23 protein-coding genes, 5 tRNA genes and 2 pseudogenes are annotated in these 24,828 nt (G+C 70.1%); 18 read left to right on the top strand and 12 right to left on the bottom strand.

Features of this window, described 5'->3' with window-relative positions; genetic code table 11:
• Both IE207_RS26995 and IE207_RS26990 read left to right on the top strand, forming a co-directional pair.
• Positions 1–153: carboxyl transferase domain-containing protein (locus IE207_RS26995; protein WP_190186907.1), on the top strand; the 153-nt coding region annotated here is incomplete at its 5' end.
• Positions 154–175: 22 nt separating this feature from the next.
• Positions 176–379, top strand: a complete 204-nt coding sequence (locus tag IE207_RS26990; RefSeq protein ID WP_190186906.1) for an acyl-CoA carboxylase subunit epsilon — start codon at positions 176–178, stop codon at positions 377–379.
• An 84-nt stretch (positions 380–463) separates the two neighbouring features.
• Here IE207_RS26990 and IE207_RS26985 read toward each other — a convergent pair whose 3' ends face one another.
• The 8 genes and pseudogenes from IE207_RS26985 to IE207_RS26950 all read right to left on the bottom strand — a co-directional run bounded on the left by IE207_RS26985 (position 464) and on the right by IE207_RS26950 (position 10,877).
• Positions 464–1,048 carry a GTP-binding protein gene (locus tag IE207_RS26985; protein WP_136214583.1) on the bottom strand — a complete coding sequence of 195 codons (585 nt, stop codon included), beginning with the start codon at positions 1,046–1,048 and terminating at the stop codon, positions 464–466.
• A complete protein-coding gene (locus IE207_RS26980) occupies positions 1,029–1,589 on the bottom strand; it encodes a DUF742 domain-containing protein (RefSeq protein WP_190186905.1) in 561 nt (186 codons plus the stop codon). Before IE207_RS26980 ends, IE207_RS26985 begins: the two co-directional genes overlap by 20 nt.
• Before the next feature lie 93 nt (positions 1,590–1,682).
• A complete protein-coding gene (locus IE207_RS26975) occupies positions 1,683–2,096 on the bottom strand; it encodes a roadblock/LC7 domain-containing protein (RefSeq protein WP_008739857.1) in 414 nt (137 codons plus the stop codon).
• Between the two features lie 10 nt (positions 2,097–2,106).
• A complete protein-coding gene (locus IE207_RS26970) occupies positions 2,107–5,316 on the bottom strand; it encodes a nitrate- and nitrite sensing domain-containing protein (RefSeq protein WP_190186904.1) in 3,210 nt (1,069 codons plus the stop codon).
• 294 nt (positions 5,317–5,610) lie between these two features.
• Positions 5,611–6,195, bottom strand: coding sequence for a GTP-binding protein (locus tag IE207_RS26965; RefSeq protein WP_136214586.1), 585 nt, complete (start codon positions 6,193–6,195; stop codon positions 5,611–5,613).
• A complete protein-coding gene (locus IE207_RS26960; protein WP_136214587.1) occupies positions 6,176–6,568 on the bottom strand; it encodes a DUF742 domain-containing protein in 393 nt (130 codons plus the stop codon). The genes IE207_RS26965 and IE207_RS26960 overlap by 20 nt, the downstream gene beginning before the upstream one ends.
• A gap of 153 nt (positions 6,569–6,721) precedes the next feature.
• Positions 6,722–7,135, bottom strand: a complete 414-nt coding sequence (locus IE207_RS26955) for a roadblock/LC7 domain-containing protein (protein ID WP_306432442.1) — start codon at positions 7,133–7,135, stop codon at positions 6,722–6,724.
• 9 nt (positions 7,136–7,144) lie between these two features.
• A pseudogene (locus IE207_RS26950) lies at positions 7,145–10,877 on the bottom strand (sensor histidine kinase).
• Between the two features lie 573 nt (positions 10,878–11,450).
• On the opposite strand from IE207_RS26950, the gene IE207_RS26945 reads away from it, so the two are divergent.
• The 9 genes from IE207_RS26945 to IE207_RS26905 all read left to right on the top strand — a co-directional run bounded on the left by IE207_RS26945 (position 11,451) and on the right by IE207_RS26905 (position 15,458).
• Positions 11,451–11,645 (top strand): hypothetical protein, encoded by a 195-nt coding sequence (locus IE207_RS26945; protein WP_190186903.1) that lies wholly within the window; start codon positions 11,451–11,453, stop codon positions 11,643–11,645.
• Between the two features lie 109 nt (positions 11,646–11,754).
• Positions 11,755–12,543 carry a fumarylacetoacetate hydrolase family protein gene (locus IE207_RS26940; RefSeq protein ID WP_190186902.1) on the top strand — a complete coding sequence of 263 codons (789 nt, stop codon included), beginning with the start codon at positions 11,755–11,757 and terminating at the stop codon, positions 12,541–12,543.
• The gene (gene gltX / locus IE207_RS26935) at positions 12,536–14,011 is read left to right on the top strand and encodes a glutamate--tRNA ligase (RefSeq protein ID WP_190186901.1); all 1,476 of its coding nucleotides are present in this window, start codon (positions 12,536–12,538) and stop codon (positions 14,009–14,011) included. Before IE207_RS26940 ends, gltX begins: the two co-directional genes overlap by 8 nt.
• Positions 14,012–14,137: 126 nt before the next feature.
• Entirely contained in the window at positions 14,138–14,866 is a 729-nt protein-coding gene (locus tag IE207_RS26930; protein WP_190186900.1) for an HAD family hydrolase, read from the top strand.
• Positions 14,867–14,951: 85 nt separating this feature from the next.
• Positions 14,952–15,023: transfer RNA gene (locus tag IE207_RS26925), tRNA-Gln, on the top strand.
• A 27-nt stretch (positions 15,024–15,050) separates the two neighbouring features.
• Positions 15,051–15,123 (top strand) — tRNA-Glu (locus IE207_RS26920).
• A gap of 63 nt (positions 15,124–15,186) precedes the next feature.
• Positions 15,187–15,259, top strand: a tRNA-Glu gene (locus tag IE207_RS26915).
• A 27-nt stretch (positions 15,260–15,286) separates the two neighbouring features.
• Positions 15,287–15,358 (top strand) — tRNA-Gln (locus IE207_RS26910).
• Between the two features lie 27 nt (positions 15,359–15,385).
• Positions 15,386–15,458, top strand: a tRNA-Glu gene (locus tag IE207_RS26905).
• 201 nt (positions 15,459–15,659) lie between these two features.
• Here the strand turns inward: IE207_RS26905 and ndgR are convergent.
• Entirely contained in the window at positions 15,660–16,376 is a 717-nt protein-coding gene (ndgR, locus tag IE207_RS26900; RefSeq protein WP_136213317.1) for an IclR family transcriptional regulator NdgR, read from the bottom strand.
• A gap of 119 nt (positions 16,377–16,495) precedes the next feature.
• On the opposite strand from ndgR, the gene leuC reads away from it, so the two are divergent.
• The 4 genes from leuC (at position 16,496) to IE207_RS26880 (ending at position 19,704) form a co-directional block, all read left to right on the top strand.
• Entirely contained in the window at positions 16,496–17,920 is a 1,425-nt protein-coding gene (leuC, locus tag IE207_RS26895; RefSeq protein ID WP_190186899.1) for a 3-isopropylmalate dehydratase large subunit, read from the top strand.
• A 3-nt stretch (positions 17,921–17,923) separates the two neighbouring features.
• Positions 17,924–18,517 carry a 3-isopropylmalate dehydratase small subunit gene (gene leuD / locus IE207_RS26890; RefSeq protein ID WP_190186898.1) on the top strand — a complete coding sequence of 198 codons (594 nt, stop codon included), beginning with the start codon at positions 17,924–17,926 and terminating at the stop codon, positions 18,515–18,517.
• Positions 18,518–18,654: 137 nt separating this feature from the next.
• A complete protein-coding gene (locus tag IE207_RS26885; protein WP_136213320.1) occupies positions 18,655–18,882 on the top strand; it encodes an SCO5555 family protein in 228 nt (75 codons plus the stop codon).
• Between the two features lie 144 nt (positions 18,883–19,026).
• Positions 19,027–19,704 (top strand): HU family DNA-binding protein, encoded by a 678-nt coding sequence (locus IE207_RS26880; protein ID WP_190186897.1) that lies wholly within the window; start codon positions 19,027–19,029, stop codon positions 19,702–19,704.
• 302 nt (positions 19,705–20,006) lie between these two features.
• Here the strand turns inward: IE207_RS26880 and cofC are convergent.
• A pseudogene (gene cofC / locus IE207_RS26875) lies at positions 20,007–20,657 on the bottom strand (2-phospho-L-lactate guanylyltransferase); the annotation flags it as partial.
• Between the two features lie 186 nt (positions 20,658–20,843).
• Here cofC and IE207_RS26870 point away from each other — a divergent pair.
• From IE207_RS26870 to IE207_RS26860, 3 genes are read left to right on the top strand one after another with little or no spacing between them, the layout of a single operon-like run.
• Positions 20,844–21,596, top strand: a complete 753-nt coding sequence (locus IE207_RS26870; protein ID WP_190186895.1) for a lysophospholipid acyltransferase family protein — start codon at positions 20,844–20,846, stop codon at positions 21,594–21,596.
• A complete protein-coding gene (locus IE207_RS26865; RefSeq protein ID WP_190186894.1) occupies positions 21,593–22,603 on the top strand; it encodes an NAD(P)H-dependent glycerol-3-phosphate dehydrogenase in 1,011 nt (336 codons plus the stop codon). The genes IE207_RS26870 and IE207_RS26865 overlap by 4 nt, the downstream gene beginning before the upstream one ends.
• A 39-nt stretch (positions 22,604–22,642) precedes the next feature.
• Positions 22,643–23,797, top strand: a complete 1,155-nt coding sequence (locus IE207_RS26860; RefSeq protein WP_190186893.1) for a D-alanine--D-alanine ligase family protein — start codon at positions 22,643–22,645, stop codon at positions 23,795–23,797.
• An 84-nt stretch (positions 23,798–23,881) separates the two neighbouring features.
• Here IE207_RS26860 and IE207_RS26855 read toward each other — a convergent pair whose 3' ends face one another.
• Entirely contained in the window at positions 23,882–24,382 is a 501-nt protein-coding gene (locus tag IE207_RS26855) for a DUF3515 domain-containing protein (RefSeq protein ID WP_190186892.1), read from the bottom strand.
• Between the two features lie 22 nt (positions 24,383–24,404).
• A complete protein-coding gene (locus IE207_RS26850; protein ID WP_190186891.1) occupies positions 24,405–24,638 on the bottom strand; it encodes an Lrp/AsnC family transcriptional regulator in 234 nt (77 codons plus the stop codon).
• Between the last annotated feature and the right edge of the window lie 190 nt (positions 24,639–24,828).

Raw genomic sequence — 24,828 nt, 5'->3', positions numbered from 1 at the left:
CTGATGCACCCGTACTACGCGGCCGAGCGCGGCCTCGTGGACGACGTCATCGACCCGGCCGAAACCCGCGAAGTCCTCATCAGCGCCCTCGCGATGCTCCGCACCAAGCACGCCGATCTGCCGTCCCGCAAGCACGGCAACCCGCCTCAGTAGAAGCGAAGGAGACCTGCCACCCATGAGCGTCACCGCAGACACGCTGCTCAAGGTCGAAAAGGGCCACGCCGAGCCCGAGGAACTGGCCGCGATCACCGCGATCCTCCTCGCCCGCGCCGCCGCCACCCCCGCGGCCGCCCCGGTGCACCGCATCGGCTCCCAGGCCCGCTGGCGCCGCCTGGAGCGCAGCCCCGGCTTCCGCTCCGCCCACAGCTGGCGCGGCTAGACCCCGCAAGCAGCAGCGGCCGTCACGACAAAGGGCCCCCGCACTCCTCACGGAGTGCGGGGGCCCTTTCGTGGGCCGGGACGGCTAGCGCAGGCGGGCCATCAGGGCGTGCTCGACCAGGGTGATGAGCGCGCTCTTGGCGTCGCCGCGGTGGCGGGCGTCGGTGGTGATGATGGGGGCGTCGGGGCCGATCTGCAGGGCCTCGCGGACTTCCTCCGGGGTGTACGGCTGGTGCCCGTCGAAGCCGTTCAGGGCGATGACGAACGGCAGGCCGCTGTTCTCGAAGTAGTCGACCGCGGGGAAGCAGTCGGCGAGACGGCGCGTGTCGACCAGCACCACGGCGCCGATGGCACCGCGCACGAGGTCGTCCCACATGAACCAGAAGCGGTCCTGGCCCGGGGTGCCGAACAGGTACAGGATCAGGTCCTGGTCCAAGGTGATGCGGCCGAAGTCCATGGCGACCGTGGTGGTCGTCTTGTCCCCGGTGTGGGTCAGGTCGTCGATACCGGCGGAAGCGCTGGTCATGACGGCTTCGGTACGCAGCGGATTGATCTCGGAGACCGCGCCGACGAACGTGGTCTTGCCCACGCCGAAGCCGCCCGCCACCACGATCTTCGCGGAGGTGGTGGAGCGAGGAGCCGCTCCGCCGTTAGAGCTTGCGAAGTCCACTGAGCACCCTTTCGAGCAGTGTCACATCTGGCTGGCCGCCGGCAGACTCGTCGCCGCCGGGCTGATGAATGGCGACAAGGCCCGCCTCCGCCAAGTCGGCGACGAGGATGCGGGCGACACCAAGAGGAATGGAGAGGAGTGCCGAGATCTCCGCGACGGATTTGATCTCCTGGCACAGGCGGCAGATGCGCTGGTGCTCGGGCAACTGCCCTTGCAGCCGGGCGGGATCCGCCGTGGTACTGACCAGCGCCTCGATGGCGAGCTGGTAGCGCGGCCGGGTACGGCCGCCGGTCATCGCGTACGGACGCACCAGCGGGTTGTGCGCCTTGGGCGCCTGCGGACGCGAGGCCCGCGGCTGCTGCTGCGGAAGCCGGTGGGGAGCCTGCGGCTGCTGCGGCTGCTGCCCGTACGGCTGCTGCTGGTAGGGGTTGTGCTCCGGCACGGGCCGGCTGGGAGCGGAGGGAAAGTTGAAGCGGTTCTGGTCGTGCCCACCCTGCGGCTGCTGCGCGCCGCCATAAGGATGTCCTCCGGGTGTTGTCACGCTTCCTCCTCCTGCTTCAAGAACGCAGTACTCCCTGTAGAACCGCGCCACCGCACCCTATGGTGCGATGACGCGAAACGCACTGCCTGTTTGCTAGTTGAGAAGACTTCCCTGCAGCTCCGAACGCAGTTCCGGGGTGAGGACACTGCCGGCTCGGTCCACGAGGAGGGCCATCTCGTAGCCCACGAGGCCGATGTCGCACTCGGGGTGCGCGAGCACCGCGAGCGACGAACCGTCGGAGACGGACATCAGGAACAGGAATCCCCGGTCCATCTCCACCACGGTCTGGTTGACGGCGCCACCCTCGAAGATGCGGGAGGCCCCGGCGGTCAGCGAGGTCAGACCGGAGGCCACGGCCGCCAGCTGATCGGCGCGGTCGCGCGGGAATCCGTCGGACATCGCCAGAAGAAGGCCGTCGGCGGAGACCACCACCGTGTGGGACACCCCGGGGGTGTTGTCCACGAAGTTGGTGATCAACCAGTTCAGGTTCTGTGCCGCCTGGCTCATCGGGCTCACACTAACGCTCCTGGTCATAGCTGTTACTTGACTGCTCGGAACCCGCGCTGCGTCCCTGCTGGACACCCCGCCGCAGGTTGCTCAACCTGCCGCGGACGTCCTCCGGGGCGCGGGAGACCTGGGGGCCGCCCTGCGGGGTCGTCTCCGCAGCACCCTCGACCAGGTTGGCCTTGGGCACCCGCCGAGGGAGACCGGACGGGGTGACCCCGCCCGCCTTCGGCTCACGGAGTTTGGCGGCCTGCTGCCAGCGCTCGTCGTTGTTCGAACGCCATGCCGCGCTGCCTTCCGTCTCCTCCGGCTCCAGCTCCGCGCCGGCCGGCTGCTGCTGACGCTGCGGCCGCTGCTCGAAGAGGGATCCGGTGGACTCCGCTTTCTGCTGTCCCGACTGCCACTGCTGCTGGCTGCCGCGGCGCGGCAGGCCCGCCCCGGTCATGTGGTGGCCGGTGTCGGCAGCGGCGCCCGGACGATCGAAGCCTACGCGGTCCGGAGCCGCTTCGGGAGCGGCCTGGGATTCCGATTCGGTCCCGTAATCCTGCTGGTAGGCGCCCGAGTAGGTGTTCTGTTCGGGCCACTCTGCCTGCTGGGACTGAGATCCGTAGCCCTCTTCGTAGGACTGGGCGCCCTGGCCCTGGTCCTGGTACTCCGCTTCCGGATACGCGTAGTTCTGCTGCGGGTAGGCCTCGTAGGACTGCTCGGAGCCCGAAGCTTCGTACGAGGATTCGTAACCCTGCTCGGACTGCTGCTCGTAGCCCTGGTACTCCTGGTACCCGTGCTCCGGCTGCGGTTCCGGATACTCCTGCGAAGAATGCCCGGACTGCTGGTCCTGGTCCTGGTCCTGCGGGAAGCCCACCTGGGCCGCCAGCGCGGCCCGGCGCTCCTGCTGGGTCAGGGACCGCCCGACCGGGTCGAGCGAGCGCTCCTCGCCGCCCTGCGCGCCGTCGCCGTGGGCGTCGTAGCGCGAGTCGTCGAAGCCGAGCTCGGCGGCCGTGCGCAGCGGCGGGGCCAGCTGGGCCTGCTGCTCCGGGATCATCGAGGAGACCGTGAAGTCGTCCTCCGGTATGCCCTCGCCACCGCCACCGTGGGTGATGGCGTCCGGGAGCATGACCAGCGAGGTCGTACCGGCCGCCTCGCCGGAGGGACGCAGCTGGACGCGGATCCCGTGGCGGTCCGCCAGCCGGCCGACCACGAACAGACCCATGCGCTGCGAGATCGCGGCGTCCACGGTCGGCGGGTTGGCCAGCTTGTGGTTGATGTCCGCGAAGTCCTCGGCGGTGAGGCCGATGCCCTTGTCGTGGATCTCCACCATGACGCGGCCGTCCGGCAGACGCGTGGCGTTGACGCGGACCTTGGTCTGGGGGGAGGAGAACGTGGTCGCGTTCTCCAGCAGCTCGGCGAGCAGGTGCACGAGGTCGGTCACGGCCTGGCCGTGGATCTCCGCCTCGGAGACGCCCGAGAGTTCGATGCGCTCGTACTGCTCCACCTCGGAGGAGGCGGCGCGCAGCACGTCGACGAGGGGCACCGGCTGGTCCCAGCGGCGGCCCGGCTCCTCACCCGCGAGGATGAGGAGGTTCTCGCCGTTGCGGCGCATACGGGTGGCCAGGTGGTCCAGCCGGAAGAGGTTCTCCAGCTGGTCCGGGTCGGCCTCGTTGTTCTCCAGGTCGGTGATCAGGGTCAGCTGGCCCTCGATCAGCGACTGGTTGCGCATGGAGAGGTTCGTGAAGATCGCGTTGACGTTCCCTCGCAGGAGGGCCTGCTCGGCGGCGAGCCGGACCGCTTCCCGGTGGACCTGGTCGAAGGCGCGGGCGACCTCGCCGATCTCGTCCTGGGAGTCGATCGGGATCGGCGTCACACGGGTGTCGACCTTGCCGGGGTCGGTGCGCGAGAGCTGGTCGACGAGCGTCGGCAGACGCTGCTCGGCGACGTCGAAGGCGGCGCTGCGCAGGCGGCGCATCGAACGGCTCATCTGGCGGGCCATCATGCCGGCCAGGATGAAGGCGGCGAGCAGGGCCACGACCACGGCGGCACCGGTGATGATGGCGTCGTTGCGGGCGGAGTCGGAGAGCGCGACGGAGTCCTTGACGGCCTTGCCGAGCAGTTCCTTCTCGATCTCGGCGTAGCCGTCGAACTTGGCGGTGGCCGCCGCCTGCCAGGCGGGGGCGGTGGTGCCGGCGGCGGCGAGCTTGTCCTTGCCGACGCCGCTGGCTATCGCCTCCGTCATGCCGGTGAGGGCGGAGCCGTTGACGACGGGCGGGGCCTTGAAGGTGGTTCCGGCCTGCTCGGCCGCCAGCTTGGCGGCGGTCAGCTTGGCGGCGCCGTCCTTGGACTTCTCCGCCATGACCTCTTTGAGGCGATTGGTGTCCGCGTCGGTGCCGGCGGCGACGTACTCGCCGATGGCGATCTCTTCGAGGTAGGCGTAGGAGGAGAACGCGACGAGCTGGCCCTTGCGGACGTCCTCGTTCTCGTTCGGGCGGACCAGGAGGTGCGTACCCACCGACCGCTGGAGCGAGTTGGCGGCCTTGGCCAGCTCGACCGCGTAGACCATGCGGCCGTAGCTGGTCACGTTGCCGGTGCCCAGGCCCAGTTCGTTGGAGAACGTCATGAGGTAGTGCTGGACCAGCACGTAGCCCTCTTCGGTCGGGATGGGACCCGCCGCGTTGGGGAGTGCCTTCTTCGCCGTCTCCGGCGCTACGTAGGCCGTCTTGCGGACCTGCTCCAGCTTGGGCTCCTCCTGGTGGAAGAGTGCCAGGCGGTGCTCCAGGCCCTTGTTCTTCGGGAGGTCCTTGGAAGCCTCGGCGAACTTCTCCTTGGCCGCGTCCGTGGCCGCGTACGCCTTCTGCACGACCGGGCTGTTTCGCTCGCCCTTGAGGAGCGGCTCGGCCGTGAGGTCACGCTCGTTGAGGAGGGCCTGGCCGTATTCGGCCGCCGCCTGGACGATGCGGGCGGTCTTCTCGGCGTCCTTGGCCTCGTTCCAGCTGTCGACCGAGCCCTTCACCTGGAACCCGCCCATGACCAGTCCGACGAGGACGGGCACGAGGAGGATGGCGTTCAGCTTGGTCGGCACACGCCAGTTGCGCGGGGCGAACTTGCTGCTGCTGCCCTTGGCGGCGGGTGGCTCCACGGGTACGTCAATGGGCGACGCGGCCGCTCGCGGCGGCGGGGTGAAGTTGCCCCGCGCGGGTTCGACCCCGGGGCTCGCGTTGCTTCGCCTCACTCGTCCAACAACCTCTCGGCGGTGCTACTAGCTAGTTCGTTGAATTCCAGCACGGTTGACGGCCTCGTTCCAAACACTTGGAATCAGCCATTCCAACAACCTTATGTCACGTATAAATCGGACATAAAGAGCGACCTGCGGCAAAAACCGGGCCAGTTGTGAGCACAGGGATACCGCGTGAACGCACGCTGTGCGCAACTGGCTTCAATTGTCTGTCGAAACGTTATGAACGAGGAGGGCGGGCCGTGTTCTATGACACAGCCCGCCCTCTCCCGAACCGACATGGGACCGGCGTTACTTGAGCCGCGCCATCAGCGCGTGCTCCACGAGCGTGATGAGCGCGCTCTTGGCGTCCGCGCGGTGGCGGGCGTCGGTGGTGATGATGGGGGCGTCGGGGCCGATCTGCAGGGCCTCGCGGACTTCCTCCGGGGTGTACGGCTGGTGCCCCTCGAAACCGTTGAGCGCCACCACGAACGGCAGGCCGCTGTTCTCGAAGTAGTCGACCGCGGGGAAGCAGTCGGCCAGGCGGCGGGTGTCGACCAGGACGATCGCGCCGATGGCGCCGCGGACCAGGTCGTCCCACATGAACCAGAAGCGGTCCTGGCCCGGGGTGCCGAACAGGTACAGGATCAGGTCCTGGTCCAAGGTGATGCGGCCGAAGTCCATGGCGACCGTGGTGGTCGTCTTGTCCCCGGTGTGGGTCAGGTCGTCGATGCCCGCGCTCGCGGACGTCATCACGGCCTCGGTACGCAGCGGATTGATCTCGGAGACCGCGCCGACGAACGTGGTCTTGCCCACGCCGAAGCCGCCCGCCACCACGATCTTCGCGGAGGTGGTGGAGCGAGGAGCCGCTCCGCCGTCAGATCTTGCGAAGTCCACTGAGAACCCTCTCGAGCAGCGTTACATCCGGCGTTCCGCCGGCCTCTCCATTGCCCGGCTGGTGGATGGCCACCATTCCGGCCTCGGCCAGGTCTGCGACGAGGATCCGGGCGACACCGAGCGGCATCGACAGCAGTGCGGAGACCTCCGCGACCGACTTCACCTCACGGCACAGGGTGCAGATGCGCTGGTGCTCCGGCAGCAGGCCGGACAGGTGCATCGGATCGGCCGTGGTGCTGACCAGCGCCTCTATGGCGAGCTGGTAGCGGGGCCGGGTCCGGCCGCCGGTCATCGCGTAGGGACGCACCAGCGGCTGGTCGCCTTCCGAGTACGAGTCTCCGTACGAGTCCGGGTAGGCGGGGGGCGGGGTCATTGATCCTCCGGGCTGGACAGCAGTGGTCAGCGTGCCGTCTCACGGGGCGGCCGGTGGGGGGGACGGTATGACGGCCTGGCGGTGGTACTTGGTTGCGGGGCGGGGGCCCCGTGCCCCCCGGCCGGAAGTACCGTCCGGCCGGGAGGGTCGCGGTCAGCCGAGGAGGCTGCCCTGGAGTTCCGATCGCAGTTCCGGGGTGAGGACGCTGCCGGCCCGGTCCACGAGGAGGGCCATCTCGTAGCCCACGAGGCCGATGTCGCACTCGGGGTGCGCCAGTACGGCCAGCGAGGAACCGTCGGAGACGGACATGAGGAACAGGAATCCCCGGTCCATCTCCACCACGGTCTGGTTGACGGCGCCGCCCTCGAAGATGCGGGAGGCGCCGGCGGTCAGCGAGGTCAGACCGGAGGCCACGGCCGCCAGCTGATCGGCCCGGTCACGGGGGAAACCTTCCGACATCGCCAGAAGGAGTCCGTCGGCGGAAACCACCACCGTGTGGGACACCCCGGGGGTGTTGTCCACGAAGTTGGTGATCAACCAGTTCAGGTTCTGTGCCGCCTGGCTCATCGAACTCAACTATCGCTCCTGCTGGTAAGTGGGGTCGATCTGGTAACTGCCGGTCGCGGGGCCGGTGGTGCCGGCCTGGCGCCCCTGCTGGATACCGCGTCGGAGGTTGGTGAGGCGGCCGCGGACGTCGTCCGGGGCACGCGAGACCTGCGGGCCGGCCTGGGTCTCGGACTGCTGCTGGGCGGTGCCGGCCACGAGGTTCGCCCGCGGCACCCGCTTGGGCAGGCCCGAGGTGGTGATGCCGCCGGCGGCGGGCTGGCGCACGCGCTCGGCCTGCCGCATCAGCTCGTCGTTCGGCGAGGACCGCCAGCTTACGGTCGGCACCGCGCCGGTCGCCGTCTGGTCGGCCGCGAGCTCCTGACCGCGCTGGGGGAGCGGCTGCTGGTGAGCCGGCGCGGCGGGAGCCTGCTGCTGGAACTGCTGCTGCGGCTGCCGGGGTACGGAGGGACCGCCGTCCTGGCGGGCCCAGTTCGACTCCAGCGTGTCGAAGATGGGGCTGCGTGCCTCACCGGCGGCCGGAGCCGCCGGCAGCGCCTCGGGCTGCGCCTGCGGACGCTGCGCCGGGGAGTAGCCACCGGGCTGGGGGGCCTGGGCCTGGCGGCCGTTGTGGCCGCCCACGCCGGGGCCGCCGCCGCGAGGTGCCTGGAAGTCCCCCGGGCGCTCGAACTGCCCGGTGGCGGACGGGTCCAGGGGACCGCGTACGTCGGGGCGCTCGAACTGTCCGGTGGTGCTGCTCCCGGGGTTGCCGCCGGTGGCACGCGGGGCCGGGGCATTGAAGTCCGGGCGGGGGAACTCGGCCGTCGCACCGGGGCCCGACAGCTCGTCGTGCCCCCGCGGGACCTCGTGGCCGCCCTGGCCCGCGCCCCAGCTGGTGCTCTGCGGGGCACCGGCGGGCGTGCCGCCCGCACCCGGGAGCTCCGGACGAGGGGCGCCGCCGCGCGGCGGCAGCTGCGGACGCTTGCGCTGGACCGGCGCCTGGGGCTGGCCCTGGGACTGACCCGGGCCCTGGCCCTGGGCGGTGGCCGGAGCGGGCTGCTGCGGCCGCTCGAAGCCGTTGCCCTGCGGGAAGGCGGCGGGGCCGGTACCGGGCCGCTGCTGCGGACCGCCGGGCGCGCCGCCGAGCGGACCGCCCGCCGGGCCGCCGTTCGGGTTGCGGCCCGGGAGCGGGGCACCGGGGGTGAAACCGCCCGCGCCCTGACCCGTCGGGGCACCCGGACCGGCCTGCGGACGCGCCATCGGGCCGCCCTGCTGGGGCCGGCCGCCCGGACCGCCCTGCGGGCCGGGACCCTGGCCCTGCGGCCGCGCCTGCGGACCGGCGGAACCGTCCCGCCCGGGCAGCGCGGCACGCTGCCCGGCGGCGGAGACCTGGCCGCGCTGTGGACCGGCGCCCACGGGGGGACGCGCGCCACCGCCGCCTACGGAACCCTGGCCGGCGGAACCGCCCGGACCGCCCTGGGGGGATCCGGAACCGGGACCGCCCTGACCGCCCTGGCCGGGCATCGGCGCGGGCTTCTTGCCGCCCTGGGCGACATCCACCGGCAGCATGACGAGCGCGGTGGTACCGCCCGAGTCGGAGGGGCGCAGCTGGATCCGGATGCCGTGTCGCAGGGACAGGCGGCCGACCACGAACAGGCCCATGCGGCGGGAGACGGAGACGTCCACGGTCGGCGGCGACGCGAGCCGCTCGTTGATCGCGGCGAGGTCCTCGGGGGAGAGGCCGATACCGGTGTCGTGGATCTCGACGAGCACCCGGCCGTCCGGCAGGGCGTGGCCGGTGACCTTGACCTTGGTCTGCGGGGAGGAGAACGAGGTGGCGTTCTCCAGCAGCTCGGCCAGGAGGTGCACGAGGTCGTTGACGACGCGGCCGGCGACATCGGTGCCGGGCACCGACGACAGTTCGATGCGCTCGTACTGCTCCACCTCGGACGCCGCGGCGCGGAGCACGTCGACGAGCGGGACGGGGCGGGTCCACCGGCGGCCCGGCTCCTCGCCCGCGAGGACGAGGAGGTTCTCGCCGTTACGGCGCATACGGGTCGCGAGGTGGTCGAGCTTGAAGAGCGAGGACAGCTGGTCCGGGTCGGCCTCGCGCGACTGCCAGCTCGGAGATGAGCGAGAGCTGGCGCTGGATCAGACCCTGCGAGCGGCGCGAGAGGTTGGTGAACATCGCGTTGACGTTGCCCCGCAGCAGTGCCTGCTCGGCGGCGAGGCGGACGGCCTCGCGGTGCACGTCGTCGAAGGCCGCGGCCACCTGGCCGATCTCGTCGCGGGTGTGCAGACCGACGGACTCCACGGTGGTGTCGACGTCCTGCGGGTCGGTCTCGGACAGCTGCTTGACGAGCTCGGGCAGCCGGTCCTGGGCGACGCGGGTCGCGGTGTCCTGGAGGCGGCGCAGCGAGCGGATCATGGAGCGGGCCATGACGAAGGCGCCGACGAGGGAGACACCGAGGACGAGGAGGATCAGCGCACCGTTGATGATGGCGTCCTGCTGCGACGCGCTCTTGAGCTCGCGGGCCTTTTGCTCCATGTCCTCGAGCAGGGTGAGCTCGATGACCTTCATCGCCGTGAGCTTGGTGCCGTCGGAGTCGTACCAGTCCATCCAGGAGCGGTACTCCTGCTCCTTGGAGAACTGTCCCGGCGAGGACAGCACGCGGCGGGTGTAGTGGTCCGCCTTGCTGATCTCCGCGTTGCCGTCGCCGAGGCTCGCGAGGAGTTCCTCGGGCTTGCCCTGGTAGACGAGTTCGAAGGTCTTCTTCGCCTGGCTCTCGCCGCGCAGCGCGGACATCGCGTACAGGCGGTCGTTCTCGCTCAGCGTGCCGGGGTGGTCGCCGCTCTCGGGGAGCGAGGCGGCGATCATCGCGCGCTGGATGGAGGCGTACTCCTTGGCGGAGGAGAACGCCGCCAGGGCACGCGTACGCTTGATCATCTCGGGGTTGGAGGTGGCCTGGGCCATGTCCTGCGAGAGCGAGAGCAGCGAGACGATCAGCGCGTTGTACTCGGTGACCGTCTGCTGGGCGCTGCTCTGGTACGCCTTCTTGCGGATGTCCTCGATGCCGGTGAGCTGACGGCCGATCTGCAGGATGTTGTTGCGGATGGACTTGAGGGTCTCGTCCTTGTCCTGCGTGCTGTCGACCTTGTCGGTCGCGACGTCGAAGGCCTTCTTCGCGGCGTCGGTCTGGTCGCGGACACCCTCGACGAGGGAGTTCGACTTGCCCGACTTGTCGACCGACAGCGGACCCGCCGACTTGTCGCGCTCCTCCTGGAGCGCGGCGGCCAGGTTGGTGGCCTGCCGGGTCATCGTCGTCAGCAGCTGCATGTGCTCCAGCTGCGCGATGTCGTTGAGCGAGTCGTTGATGCGGAAGCCACCGAGGGTGGTGGCGGCGACGACCGGCAGGGTCAGCAGCGACACCAGTCGCGTGCTGATGCGCCAGTTCTGCATGGCGAGGCGTGAGCCGGGCCCGCTGGGGGCCTTCGGTATCGCCACGTCCTGCTCGGGAGCCGGCTCGCCCTTGTCCTTGGTCCGCGCCGCCACGCCCTTGGGCTTGGCCCGGCCCTTGGCCTTCCCCTTCACGGGGCCTGCGGCACCGTGGCCCGCTCCGTCGGCAGCCGGCCCCCGGTTCTGGGCGTGCTGGGTCGAGGAGCCACGGTCGGTCCCGCCGCGCGGCTCCTGCTCCGACGCAGCTTCCCCTCGGCCCTCGTGGGCCTGGGGAGAACCCTTGCCATCCCTCTTGAATCGTCCCTGCACTAGCGTCGCAACCTCTGGACCAGGCGTCCCGCCGGTGGAGCGGTGGGACGGTGTCGAGTCGTGGGGCACTGACGGCCCCATGGTGGGGTGGTCGTCGGTGACCGGCGCGTCTCCCTCTCCTTGCCACCGCGCTCGGCGCTGAGTCGCGCCACCTGCGCGCCGGCTGTTTCCCGCGGCGGTCCCGCGAATTCCAGCACAGTGGGGGATCTCCAACAAGGTGCGCGTGTCGCCCCGGCGAGCCCGTCACGGCTTGTGACAGACGCGCTACACGACGTGGAGACCCTTTCGGGGTAAACCGGACTTACGCCGACCAAACACCGCTGCTGTCAAGGTGTCCCAGTCGAGATGATCAGGAGCGGAATGAAGCGTTCAGTGGCGCAATGTCCGTTTCGCGGCGCCCCATTGACTGCCTGTTATGCCCGTAATGCCCGGCCGCTGGTGAGGAAACTCACACAGCCGTGGCCATTACTTCCCGGTTCGGTGGGGGATTCGGATGTTTAGCCTTTCCCTTTGCAGGGTTGGCGCATCCGACAACCACCACACCGACGAGCGAGCCGAGGGCCCAGAACTCCCATGAACGCGCAGAAGACGACTCTGATGTTCCGCAACATAGCCAACCCCCGCCGCACCACCCTGGCGCACCTCCAGGACGCCGAGGAACTGCAGTCGGTACCGGCCCCGGAGCACTCCGTCGAGCTCCCCGCGCAGACCGCGAACCCCCGCCGCACCGTCCTGATGGACGCGCCGGTCGCCGCCGCCGCGCAGTAGGGCCCGCCCCAAAGGGCGCGAAGCGCCCCCGCTCACCGCGTTAGCCTGGAGTCCGCAGACTCCGGCCGACGGAATCACGCAGCGGAAAACAGAGGGGCAGAGGCAACAGGTGCGCATCGCCAGGTTCTCGATCGACGGCAACGTCGCCTTCGGCGCGGTCGAGGGCAGCACTGCCCCCGGCGCCGAAAGCGAGCTCGTCCTCGACATCATCAAGGGCATCCCGTTCGCGGACTTCGAGCTCTCGGGCACCAAGGTCCCGCTGAACAAGGTCCGGCTGCTGCCGCCCGTGCTCCCGAACAAGGTCGTGGCCATCGGCCGCAACTACGCGGAGCACGCGGCGGAGCTCGGGAACACCGTCCCCGAGACGCCCATCACCTTCTTCAAGCCCTCCACCTCGGTGGTCGGCCCGGGCGACCCCATCACGTACCCCTCCTTCTCCCAGGACCTCCACCACGAGGCGGAGCTCGCCGTGGTCATCGGCCGGATGTGCCGCGAGGTCCCCAAGGAGCGCGTCAAGGACGTGATCCTCGGTTACACCTGCGCCAACGACGTCACCGCGCGCGACGTCCAGCAGCGCGAGAAGCAGTGGGCCCGCGCCAAGGGCTTCGACAGCTCCTGCCCGCTGGGCCCCTGGATCGAGACCGACCTGGACCCGTCCGATCTGACCATCCAGTGCACGGTCAACGGCGAACAGCGCCAGCTCGGCCGCACCAGCGACATGGTCCGCTCGATCGAGGACCTGGTCGTGCACATCACCGAGGCCATGACGCTGCTCCCGGGCGACGTCATCCTCACGGGAACCCCGGCCGGAGTCGGCCCCCTCAACGTCGGCGACGAGGTCGCCGTCACCATCGAAGGCATCGGCACTCTCACCAACAAGGTGATCAAGCGTGGCTAACGCGAACGTCCGCGTACGTTTCTGTCCCTCCCCGACCGGCAACCCCCACGTGGGCCTGATCCGGACCGCCCTCTTCAACTGGGCGTTCGCCCGCCACCACGGCGGTACGTTCGTCTTCCGCATCGAGGACACCGACGCGGCCCGCGACTCCGAGGAGTCCTACCACCAGCTGCTCGACTCGCTGCGCTGGCTGGGCTTCACCTGGGACGAGGGCCCCGAGGTCGGCGGCCCCCACGCCCCGTACCGCCAGTCGCAGCGGATGGACATCTACGCGGACGTCGCCCAGCGCCTGCGGGACGGCGGCTACGCGTACGACTGCTACTGCACGACCGAGGAGCTGGAGGAGCGCCGCAACGCCGCCCGCGCGGCCGGCAAGCCCTCGGGCTACGACGGTCACTGCCGCGACCTGAGCGCCGAGCAGGTGGCCGCGTACCAGGCCGAGGGCCGCCTCTCGATCGTCCGCTTCCGGATGCCCGACGAGCCGATCACCTTCACCGACCTGGTCCGCGGAGAGCTGACCTTCACCCCGGAGAACGTGCCGGACTTCGGCATCCTGCGGGCCAACGGCGCCCCGCTGTACACCCTGGTCAACCCGGTCGACGACGCGCTGATGCAGATCACGCACGTGCTGCGGGGCGAGGACCTGCTGTCCTCCACGCCGCGCCAGATCGCGCTGTACAAGGCGCTGATGGAGCTGGGCGTCGCCACCGGCATCCCGGAGTTCGGCCACCTGCCGTACGTCATGGGCGAGGGGAACAAGAAGCTCTCCAAGCGCGACCCCGAGGCCTCGCTCAACCTGTACCGCGAGCGCGGCTTCCTCCCCGAGGGCCTGCTGAACTACCTCTCGCTCCTCGGCTGGTCGTTCTCCAAGGACCAGGACATCTTCACCATCGAGGAGATGGTGGCGAAGTTCGACATCACGGACGTGAACGCCAACCCGGCCCGCTTCGACCTGAAGAAGGCCGAGGCGATCAACGCCGACCACATCCGCCGGATGGACCCGAAGGCCTTCGCCGACGCGTGCCGGCCGTGGCTGCGGGCGCCGCACGCCAACTGGGAGCCGGAGGACTTCGACGAGCAGGCGTGGGAGGCCATCGCGCCCTACGCGCAGACCCGGGTGACCGTCCTGTCGGACATCACGGCGAACGTCGACTTCCTCTTCCGCAAGGAGCCGGTCGAGGACCAGGCGTCCTGGGACAAGGCGATGAAGGGCGAGCCCGCAGCGCTGCTGACCACCGTCCGCTCCCACCTGGAGACGGCCGACTGGAGCGACCCGGAGGCCCTCAAGCAGGCCGTCCTGACCGCCGGCGAGGCCCACGGCCTCAAGCTGGGCAAGGCCCAGGCCCCGGTCCGCGTCGCGGTCACCGGCCGTACCGTCGGCCTGCCGCTCTTCGAGTCCCTCCAGATCCTGGGCAAGGAGCGCTCCCTGGCCCGCATCGACGCGGCCCTGGCCAAGCTCACCGCCTGACCCCGCACCACCCCCGAAGGGGCGGCCGCCCGACGGCGCCGCCCCTTCGGCGTCTGCCGGAACAGGTAGTGACGGACTTCTCCGTCGTGCCCTCCCGGGGCGGCCGCGCGGCGTAGGCTCGGCGGCATGCCGATCCGCGCGTTGTTGTGGGACGTCGACGACACCCTGTTCGACTACACCGGGGCCGACACCGCCGGTCTCGCACGGCACCTGGCCGACGACGGGCTGGCCGAGCGCTACGGGTCCCCGGCGGCGGCCCTGGCACTGTGGCGCGCCGCGACCGAACGCCACTGGGCGCGCTTCGCCGCCGGTGAGACGACCTTCCGGGCCCAGCGCCGGGACCGGGTACGCGACTTCCTGGGCGCCCCGGAGATGGGCGACGCCGAGGCCGAGGACTGGTTCGACCGGTACGTCGTGCACTACCAGGCGGCTTGGGCGCTGTTCCCGGACGTGCTGCCCGTGCTGGACGCCCTGGCCCGCGACTACCGGCACGGCGTGCTCTCCAATTCCTCCACCGCCAACCAGGATCCCAAGCTGCGCCGGCTCGGGCTGCGCGAGCGCTTCGAAGTGCTGGTCTGCGCCGCCGAGCTCGGCGTCAGCAAGCCGGACGCGGCCGCCTTCCTGGGGGCCTGCGAGGCGCTCGGGCTGCCGCCGCACGAGGTGGCGTACGTCGGTGACCAGCCGGAGATCGACGCCCGTGGAGCCCGCGACGCGGGCCTGACGGCCGTGTGGCTCGACCGCTGCGGCATGCCCGGACCGGCACCCGGAGGAGTGCACCGGATCTCCGGTCTTGCCCAGCTCCCGGCACTGCTGGCCGCCGATACCCGTTTTGGAGCACGGTCAGGCATCCGGTAATGTTCTTTCTGCGCCGCCCGAGCGGGCCGGAAGGCCGGACGGAGGCGCTAACCGAATGAAAGTCCCCCAGGGGCTTGCATTTTGGTGGGCTATAGTGTAATTGGCAACACGAGGGTTTCTGGTTCCCTTATTCTAGGTTCGAGTCCTGGTAGCCCAGCGCAGTGCAGCAGTAACGCAGTGCTTTGCCCCCGTTGTGTAGCGGCCTAGCACGCCGCCCTCTCAAGGCGGTAGCGCCGGTTCGAATCCGGTCGGGGGTACAGATCCTTCCCGCAAGACCTCCACTGGGTAGCTCCCGGACGTCTTGATGCAGGATCGCTAGGGCCCCCGTTGTGTAGCGGCCTAGCACGCCGCCCTCTCAAGGCGGTAGCGCCGGTTCGAATCCGGTCGGGGGTACTACGTCTAGCATGGTCTAGACCACTATGGGCTATAGTGTAATTGGCAACACGAGGGTTTCTGGTTCCCTTATTCTAGGTTCGAGTCCTGGTAGCCCAGCGCAGTGCAGCAGTAACGCAGTGCTTTGCCCCCGTTGTGTAGCGGCCTAGCACGCCGCCCTCTCAAGGCGGTAGCGCCGGTTCGAATCCGGTCGGGGGTACGTATGGGAGAGGCCCTCCGCGATCATCGCGGAGGGCCTCTTTCGTCGTGTTCGTCATTTTCGTCGTGTTCGCCATGCGCGGGCAACGGGGCCAGGGCCTGGCGGCGGCCATAAGTACGGGCCCGGGGGCGCGTGTTCGGACGTGTGCGGCGTCGTACGCGCCCCCGGGCCCGGAAGGACGGGGGGAAAGGGCGGAGGAGGTCAGCCGGAGCGGCGCAGGGCCTCCGTCAGCCGGCCGGCGGCGTCGATGACCGCTTGGGCGTGCATCCGGCCCGGGTGCCGGGTCAGGCGCTCGATCGGGCCGGAGACCGACACCGCGGCCACCACCCGGTTCGACGGCCCGCGCACCGGCGCCGAGACGGAGGCCACGCCGGGCTCCCGCTCGCCGATCGACTGGGCCCAGCCGCGGCGCCGTACGCCCGACAGGGCCGTCGCCGTGAAACGCGCGCCCTGGAGCCCGCGGTGGAGCCGCTCGGGCTCCTCCCATGCCATCAGGATCTGCGCGGCCGAGCCGGCCTTCATCGGGAGCGTGGAGCCCACCGGGACGGTGTCCCGCAGGCCCGACAGCCGCTCGGCCGCCGCCACGCAGATGCGCATGTCGCCTTGACGCCGGTAGAGCTGCGCGCTCTCGCCCGTCACGTCGCGGAGGTGGGTGAGCACCGGTCCGGCCGTGGCCAGCAGGCGGTCCTCGCCGGCCGCGGCGGCAAGCTCTGCCAGCCGCGGACCGAGGATGAACCGGCCCTGCATGTCCCTCGCCACCATCCGGTGGTGTTCCAGTGCCACGGCAAGGCGATGTGCCGTGGGTCGTGCGAGCCCTGTCGCCGCGACCAGCCCGGCGAGGGTGGCCGGACCGGACTCCAGTGCGCTCAGTACCAGAGCTGCCTTGTCGAGAACGCCGACGCCGCTAGAGTTGTCCATGAAACGATATTCACGTCTCACACTGTGAAACGCAAGTTCAATTTTTCCAAGAAACAGCGAGTCTGTATGTACGGGTCCACGAACCACTGGGCCCGGGACGGTGAGCCGGAGGGAAAGCGATGGGTAGGACACTCGCGGAGAAGGTCTGGGACGACCATGTCGTCCGGCGCGCCGAGGGCGAGCCCGATCTCCTCTTCATCGATCTGCACCTGCTGCACGAGGTGACCAGCCCCCAGGCCTTCGAGGGTCTGCGCCAGGCCGGCCGCAAGGTCCGTCGCCTGGACCTCACCATCGCGACCGAGGACCACAACACCCCCACCATCGACATCGACAAGCCGATCGCGGACCCGGTCTCCCGGGCCCAGCTGGAGACGCTGCGGCGCAACTGCGCCGAGTTCGGGGTCCGGCTGCACTCGCTGGGCGACGTCGAGCAGGGCGTAGTCCACGTGGTGGGACCGCAGCTGGGACTGACCCAGCCCGGCACCACCGTGGTCTGCGGCGACTCCCACACCTCCACGCACGGCGCCTTCGGCGCGCTGGCCTTCGGCATCGGCACCAGCCAGGTCGAGCACGTGCTGGCCACCCAGACGCTGCCGCTGGCCCGCCCCAAGACGATGGCGATCACCGTCACCGGCGCGCTGGCCGAGGGCGTCACCGCCAAGGACCTGATCCTGGCGATCATCGCGAAGATCGGCACGGGCGGCGGCCAGGGCTACGTCCTGGAATACCGCGGCGAGGCCATCGAGCAGCTGTCGATGGAAGCCCGCATGACCATCTGCAACATGTCGATCGAGGCCGGCGCCCGCGCGGGCATGATCGCCCCCGACCAGACCACCTTCGACTACCTCCAGGGCCGCGACCACGCCCCGGTGGGCGAGGACTGGGACGCGGCGGTCGCCTACTGGAAGACGCTGCGCACCGACGACGACGCCGTCTTCGACGCCGAGGTCGTCATCGACGGCGCCTCGCTGTCGCCGTTCGTCACCTGGGGCACCAACCCGGGCCAGGGGGCGCCCCTGTCGGCGAGCGTCCCCGACCCGGCTTCGTACGAGGACGCTTCGGAGCGCCTCGCCGCCGAAAAGGCCCTGGAATACATGGGGTTGACGGCCGGACAGCCGCTGCGTGACATCAAGGTCGACACCGTCTTCGTAGGTTCCTGCACCAACGGCCGCATCGAGGACCTGCGGGCCGTCGCGGGCATCGTCGAGGGCCGCAAAGTCGCCGACGGCGTACGGATGCTGGTCGTCCCGGGCTCGGTCCGGGTCGCGCTCCAGGCCGTGGAGGAGGGTCTGGACAAGGTCTTCAAGGAGGCCGGGGCCGAATGGCGGCACGCGGGCTGCTCGATGTGCCTGGGCATGAACCCCGACCAACTGGCCCCCGGTGAGCGCTCCGCGTCCACCTCCAACCGCAATTTCGAGGGCCGCCAGGGCAAGGGCGGGCGCACCCACCTGGTTTCCCCGCAGGTGGCCGCCGCGACCGCGGTACTGGGCCATCTGGCCTCGCCCGCCGACCTGTCCGACGTCACCGCCCCCGCCGGAGTCTGAATCATGGAAGCTTTCACCACCCACACCGGCCGGGCCGTCCCGCTGCGCCGCAGCAACGTCGACACCGACCAGATCATCCCCGCGCACTGGCTGAAGAAGATCACCCGCGACGGGTTCGAGGACGGGCTCTTCGAGGCCTGGCGCAAGGACCCGGAGTTCGTCACCAACCGTCCGGAGCGCGCCGGCGCGACCGTGCTGGTGGCCGGCCCGGACTTCGGTACCGGCTCCTCGCGCGAGCACGCCGTCTGGGCCCTGCAGAACTTCGGTTTCAAGACCGTCATCTCCTCGCGCTTCGCCGACATCTTCCGCGGCAACTCGTTGAAGAACGGCCTGCTGACCGTGGTCCTGCCGCAGGAGACCGTCGAGCGGCTGTGGCAGCTGACCGAGGCGGACCCCACCGCCGAGATCACCGTCGACCTGGTGGACCGCAAGGTCCGAGCCGAAGGCGTCGACGCGGAGTTCGAACTCGACGACAACGCCCGCTGGCGTCTGCTGGAGGGCCTGGACGACATCTCCCTCACCCTTCAGAACGAAGCGGACATCGCCGCCTTCGAAAGCACCCGGGCCGCCTTCAAGCCGCGCACGATTCAGGCGTGATTCCAGCCTGATCAGCGCTTATTCGTCCTCGGGTGATCACATCGCCCCCACTGTGCCCCCCGCCTCCCGGCGGGGGGCACAGTCGTGTGTTGAGGCCCCGTGAGGCGACAACTCGCCCCAGATGGCACAATCTGTGCATGGAACGCGACAGTCAACTTGAGCTCTACGAAGTGGTCGCGAACCGATTGAAAGAAGCACACGCAAGGGTGCGCACGCTGCAAGTCCCGGAGGGCGTAAGGATGGCGCTGTCCCGGAAGCTGTTGGTCGTCACGGCAGCGGCGAAGCATGATCTCGCCGATGCGGCAAGGCGCCTGGACAGGTTGATGAAGGACCTCGACGAGGGTCGATTCCCTGAAGGCGACTGATGCGAAGGAACTCCGTAACGGCTTACGACGTTGCGGCACTAGGGTGATTAGCCCGTTTCGTGTTTGATTTGCGGTATATATCCGCCTAACGTGCGAAATAAGCTTGAACACATTCGTTCTGGCGAAGTCTCCGAAGGGGAAGACGTGAACAAGGCGCAGCTCGTAGAAGCGATTGCCGACAAGGTCGGCGGCCGCCAGCAGGCCGCGGACGCGGTCGACGCGGTACTGGACGCGATGGTCCGCGCGGTCGTCGCGGGCGACCGGGTTTCGGTCACCGGCTTCGGCTCGTTCGAAAAGGTCGACCGTCCGGCCCGCTACGCCCGTAACCCGCAGACGGGTGAGCGCGTCCGGGTCAAGAAGACCTCGGTTCCCCGCTTCCGTGCGGGCCAGGGCTTCAAGGACCTGGTCAGCGGCACCAAGAAGCTCCCCAAGGGCGGAGAGGTCGCCGTCAAGAAGGCGCCGAAGGGCAGCCTCACGGGCGCGCCGCCCACCATCGCCAAGGCCGTCGGCAAGAAGGCCACCGCGAAGAAGACGGCCGCCAAGTCGACCTCCGCGAGGAAGACCACGACCGCCGCCACCACCAAGAAGGCCGCCGCCAAGAAGACGACCGCGGCCGCCAAGAAGACCACCACCGCCGCGAAGAAGACGGCGGCGGGCTCCTCCACGGCCGCGGCGAAGAAGACCACGGCCAAGAAGACCACGTCCACGGCCAAGAAGACGGCTCCGGCGGCGAAGAAGACCACCGCGAAGACCACGGCGCCCGCCAAGAAGACGACGGCGCGCAAGACCACCGCGAAGAAGACCACCGCCCGCAAGAAGTAACAGGGCGGGTCACACACGCCGGGCCGGCTTCCCCAGGGCGGGGAAGCCGGCCCGCGGTGCGTCCGCGCGCCGTTGGCGCGGGCCCCGGCCCCCCGTCAGAACGTCTGCAGGGTGACCAGGGTGATGCGCAGGTCCGCGCCCGAACCCTCCGTCTCGATCCGCACGCGCTGTCCCGGACGCAGCAGTCGCAGGCCGCCCGCGTCGAACGCCGCGGCCTCGAAGGGCACGGGGGTGCCGTCGTCCAGCAGCACACTGCCGCTGCGGGTCTGGGAGTCGTACGTGTACGCGGTGGCCTGCATACCGGCACTGTATAGGGCCGTGTGAGGGCCCACCCCCAGGGCGAGGGCCGTGCGCAGATCCGCGCCGGTGTCCACGTCCCGTCGGACGCTGTCGACGCCGGTCAGGGCGATTTCCACCGCCCCGGACGCCGAATGCCGGGCCCGCGACGGGCCGCCGAACGAGGGCGCCAATTCCACGTCCGGAGCAGCGGAAAGCAAGGTCGTCCCGATTCCTGCCGCATCCGCCAGAAAAGCCCGCGGAAATACCGAGGCGTTATCGAGCACGCGTAGCAATTCGGGCGGCCGCAGCGCGGGCAGGTCCGCGTTCAGCGCGGCCACCGCCGACCCCGGCCGCCCCGAGCGAACGGCCCGCGCCCCGTGGGCCAGCGCCGCGTTGAGCCCCGCGCCCGGGACGTCGGGGACGATCCGTGCCCCCAGCCGCGCCAGTTCCGCACCGGCCACCGCGTCGTCCGTGACGACCACCACATCCGCCACCGCGGCGCAGGCCAGCGCCCCCGCCACGGTGTCCTTCGCGAAGGCCAGCGCGAGCCCCGGGCGCCAGCCGCCGACGGCCGCCGCGAGCCGGCTCTTGGCCAGCGCCAGCGGCTTCAACGGGACCACCAGACTCCAGACGGCGTTCGTCACGGCCCCCTTCCCTCCGGTGCGCCCCCGCACGCGTTCGGGCCGTGGTCAGGTCACGGCCCGGTCATCAGTCGCCCCATTGTCTCCTCAGCCCGGACACGGGTGGGTCGGGCGGCCTGAGCGGGGCGTACGGTGTTCTCGACAGAGACCGGACCTGGGGCGACACTTGTCCGGCCCGCGAGGTGCCAGCGCGCCCCGGTCCTAGAGGAAGGTGTCCGAGTGTCCCGCCGCAGAATCGGCTTCTGGTACCGCCTGGCGGCGGTCATTGCGAAACCGCCGCTGGTAGTGCTCTTCAAGCGGGACTGGCGGGGAATGGAGCACATTCCGGCCGACGGCGGTTTTATCACCGCCGTCAATCACAACTCGTACTTGGACCCGCTGTCCTACGCGCACTTCCAGTACAACACCGGCAGGGTGCCGCGGCTGCTCGCGAAGGCCGCCCTGTTCAAGGTGCCGTTCGTCGGCATGATCCTGCGCGGCTCGGGACAGATCCCCGTCTACCGGGAGACCACCAACGCCCTGGACGCCTTCCGGGCGGCCGTCGCCGCCATCGAACGCGGGGAATGCGTGGCCTTCTACCCCGAGGGCACCCTGACCCGCGACCCCGGGATGTGGCCCATGGCCGGAAAGACCGGTGTGGCCAGGGTGGCACTGGTCACCAGGGCCCCCGTCATCCCGGTGGCCCAGTGGGGCGCGAACCTCGCGATGCCGCCCTACGCCAAGGAGAACAAGCTCAGCCTGTTCCCCCGCAAGACCCTCCAGGTGCTCGCCGGACCGCCCGTGGACCTCTCCGAGTTCTACGACCGCGAGCCCACCCCCGACGTGCTCAAGGCGGCCACCGAGGCCATCATGGCGGCGGTCACCGGGCTGCTGGAGGAACTGCGCGGCGAGAAGGCGCCCGAGCAGCCGTACGACCACCGCAAAGCCAGGGCTGAACAGCGGCGCAAGGCCGCGGGGGAGGGCATGAAGTGACAGGTCCCGTGAAGGCAGCCGTGTACGGAACCGGCTCCTGGGGCACGGCGTTCGCCATGGTCCTCGCCGACGCCGGCTGCGAGGTGACCCTCTGGGGACGCCGCAAGGAGCTGGCCGACGCCGTCAACACCGGCCGGAGCAACCCCGACTACCTGCCCGGCGTCGAACTTCCCGGCAACATCCGGGCCACCACCGACGCCGCCGAAGCCGCCGAGGGCGCCGACTTCACGGTCCTCGCCATCCCCTCCCAGACCCTGCGCGGCAACCTGGCCGCCTGGGCGCCGCTGCTGGCCCCCGACACCGTGCTCGTCTCCCTGATGAAGGGCATCGAACTCGGCACCGCCAAGCGGATGAGCGAGGTCATCGAAGAGGTCGCCGGTGTCCCCGCCGAGCGCGTCGCCGTCGTCACCGGGCCCAACCTGGCCCGCGAGATCGCCGCCCGCCAGCCCGCCGCGTCCGTGGTGGCCTGCGTGGACGAAGCCGTCGCCCGGCGCCTCCAGGCCGCCTGCCACACGCCGTACTTCCGCCCGTACACCAACACCGACGTGGTCGGCTGCGAGCTTGGCGGCGCCGTCAAGAACGTCATCGGCCTCGCCGTCGGCATCGCGGACGGCATGGGGCTGGGCGACAACACCAAGGGCTCGCTGATCACCCGCGGCCTCGCCGAGACGACCCGCCTCGGCCTCGCCATGGGCGCGGACCCGCTCACCTTCTCCGGCCTCGCCGGCCTCGGCGACCTGGTCGCCACCTGCTCCTCGCCGCTCTCCAGGAACCACACCTTCGGCACGAACCTCGGCCGCGGGATGACCCTGGAGGAGACCATCGCGGTCACCAAGCAGACCGCGGAAGGGGTCAAGTCCTGCCAGTCCGTGGCAGATCTGGCCCACCGGCACGGAGTGGACATGCCGATCACCGAGACGGTCGTCGACATCGTGCACCACGGCAAGCCCACGCTGGTCGCGTTGAAGGAACTCATGAGCCGCAGCGCCAAACCGGAACGCCGCTGAGTCCTTTCCGGACGTCCGAGCGGGTACTCTCGTGGCGATATGAGCAGCGAGAACCTCCCCCAGACCCCTGAGCAGCAGGGCCGCAAGCCCCGCGTGGCCGTCGTGTTCGGCGGCCGCAGCTCGGAACACGCCATCTCGGTCGTCACGGCGGGCGCCGTGCTGCGCTCCATCGACCGGTCCAAGTACGAGGTGCTGCCCATCGGCATCACCACGGACGGCCGGTGGGCGCTGACCGCCGACGAGCCCTCCCGGATGGCCATCGCCGACCGGAAGCTCCCGAACGTCGACCAGCTCGCGGACTCCGCGGACGGCGCGGTCGTCCTCTCCGTCGACCCGGCGAACCGCGAGGTCGTCTACACCGAGCCGGGCGCCGTTCCCAAGGCCCTGGGCGAGGTCGACGTCGTCTTCCCCGTGCTGCACGGCCCGTACGGCGAGGACGGCACCCTCCAGGGGCTCCTGGAACTCGCCGGCGTCCCGTACGTCGGTTCCGGAGTCCTCGCCTCGGCCGTCGGCCAGGACAAGGACTACATGAAGCGGGTGTTCACCTCCTTCGGGCTGAACGTCGGCCCGTACGTGACCATCCGCCCCCGCGAGTGGGCCGACCCGGACGCCGCCCGCGGCAAGATCCTGGACTTCGCCGCCGAACACGGCTGGCCGCTGTTCATCAAGCCCGCCCGGGCCGGCTCCTCCATCGGCATCACCAAGGTCGACGACCCCGCCGCCCTCGACGCGGCCGTCGCCGAGGCCCAGCGCCACGACCCGAAGATCATCGTGGAGGCGCTGCTGCGCGGCCGCGAGATCGAGTGCGGCGTGCTGGAATTCGAGGACGGGCCCCGCGCGAGCGCCCCGGCCGAGATCCCGCCGGTGTCCAGCCACGATTTCTACGACTTCGAGGCGAAGTACATCGACTCCGCCTCCGGGATCGTGCCCGCCCCGCTCACCCCGGAGCAGACCGCCGAGGTGCAGCGGCTCGCGGTCGAGGCCTTCGAGGCCGCCTCCTGCGAGGGCCTGGTACGCGCCGACTTCTTCCTCACCGAGGACGGCACCTTCGTCATCAACGAGATCAACACCATGCCGGGCTTCACCCCCATCTCCATGTACCCGCGCATGTGGCAGGAGTCGGGCGTCGAGTACCCGGAGCTGGTGGACCTCCTGATCCAGGCCGCGCTGCGCCGCTCCACCGGACTGCGCTGACCCGGGCCGGGCCCACGCACGAAAGGACCGCCCGCCGGATCTCCGGCGGGCGGTCCTCGTGGGAACGGGGGAGAGGGCGGTGCCTCAGTAGGAGGCGATGCCCTCGGGAACGGTCTTGGCGACCGCCGCGGAGAGCCCGACCAGCATCTGCGCGTCGGTGGCGTGCTCCTTGTCCACCCGGACTTCGGTGTACGCCAGCCGCAGCCCGGTCGTGAACCGGTAGCCGCCGCCCTCGCCGTCGGGCACCTTCTCCACCAGCCAGCCCACTCCGTTGACCTCGACGCCGTCCTGCTTCGGATCGGCCATCCGCGGCGGCTTGGGGATACCGCACCGCAGTACGATCGCCGAACCGCCCCAAGAGGCGGTCAGCGGCGACTGCGGTGCGGTGCCGGTCCGCTCCAGACCGGCCACCGAGTCCGGGAGCTCCTCGTGCAGTGCCGCACAGAGTCCCGCGACCTCGGCGGGCGGCGTGGGCGGTGGCTCCAGCCGGGCCGGTGAACCATCCGGAGCGCAGCCCGCCAGGGCCAGCAGGGCGGTGCAGGCGGGCAGGGCCAGGAGACGCAGCGGCCGGTGGTGTGCAGACATCACCGGCCAAGAGTAGACGGGGCTACAGATGGACCACGGGGCAGGTCAAGGTGCGGGTGATCCCCTCCACCTGCTGGACCTTGGCGACCACCATGCGGCCGAGATCGTCGACGGTGTCGGCCTGGGCGCGCACGATCACGTCGTACGGGCCCGTCACGTCCTCGGCTTGGATCACCCCCGGGATCCGGCCGATGGACTCGGCGACGAACGACGCCTTGCCCACCTCGGTCTGGATGAGGATGTACGCCTGTACCACGGAACCTCCAGGGCGGCCACGAGGATCATTTCCCCTAACCTTCGGTTGGGCCCTGGAACTGCGGGTGGGCCCGGGGAAGAAGGGACGCCACGGTACCGCGTCGCCGAGCGCCACGGGGAGACCCGCGAGCCCGGCACCGCGCACGGCGGGGCGCACATGGAGCAGAAGTTGACGTATCTGTTGACGGTAC

Source organism: Streptomyces cirratus (assembly GCF_014650775.1).
GTDB lineage: Bacteria > Actinomycetota > Actinomycetes > Streptomycetales > Streptomycetaceae > Streptomyces > Streptomyces cirratus.
This window is presented reverse-complemented; position numbering and strand designations above follow the sequence as displayed.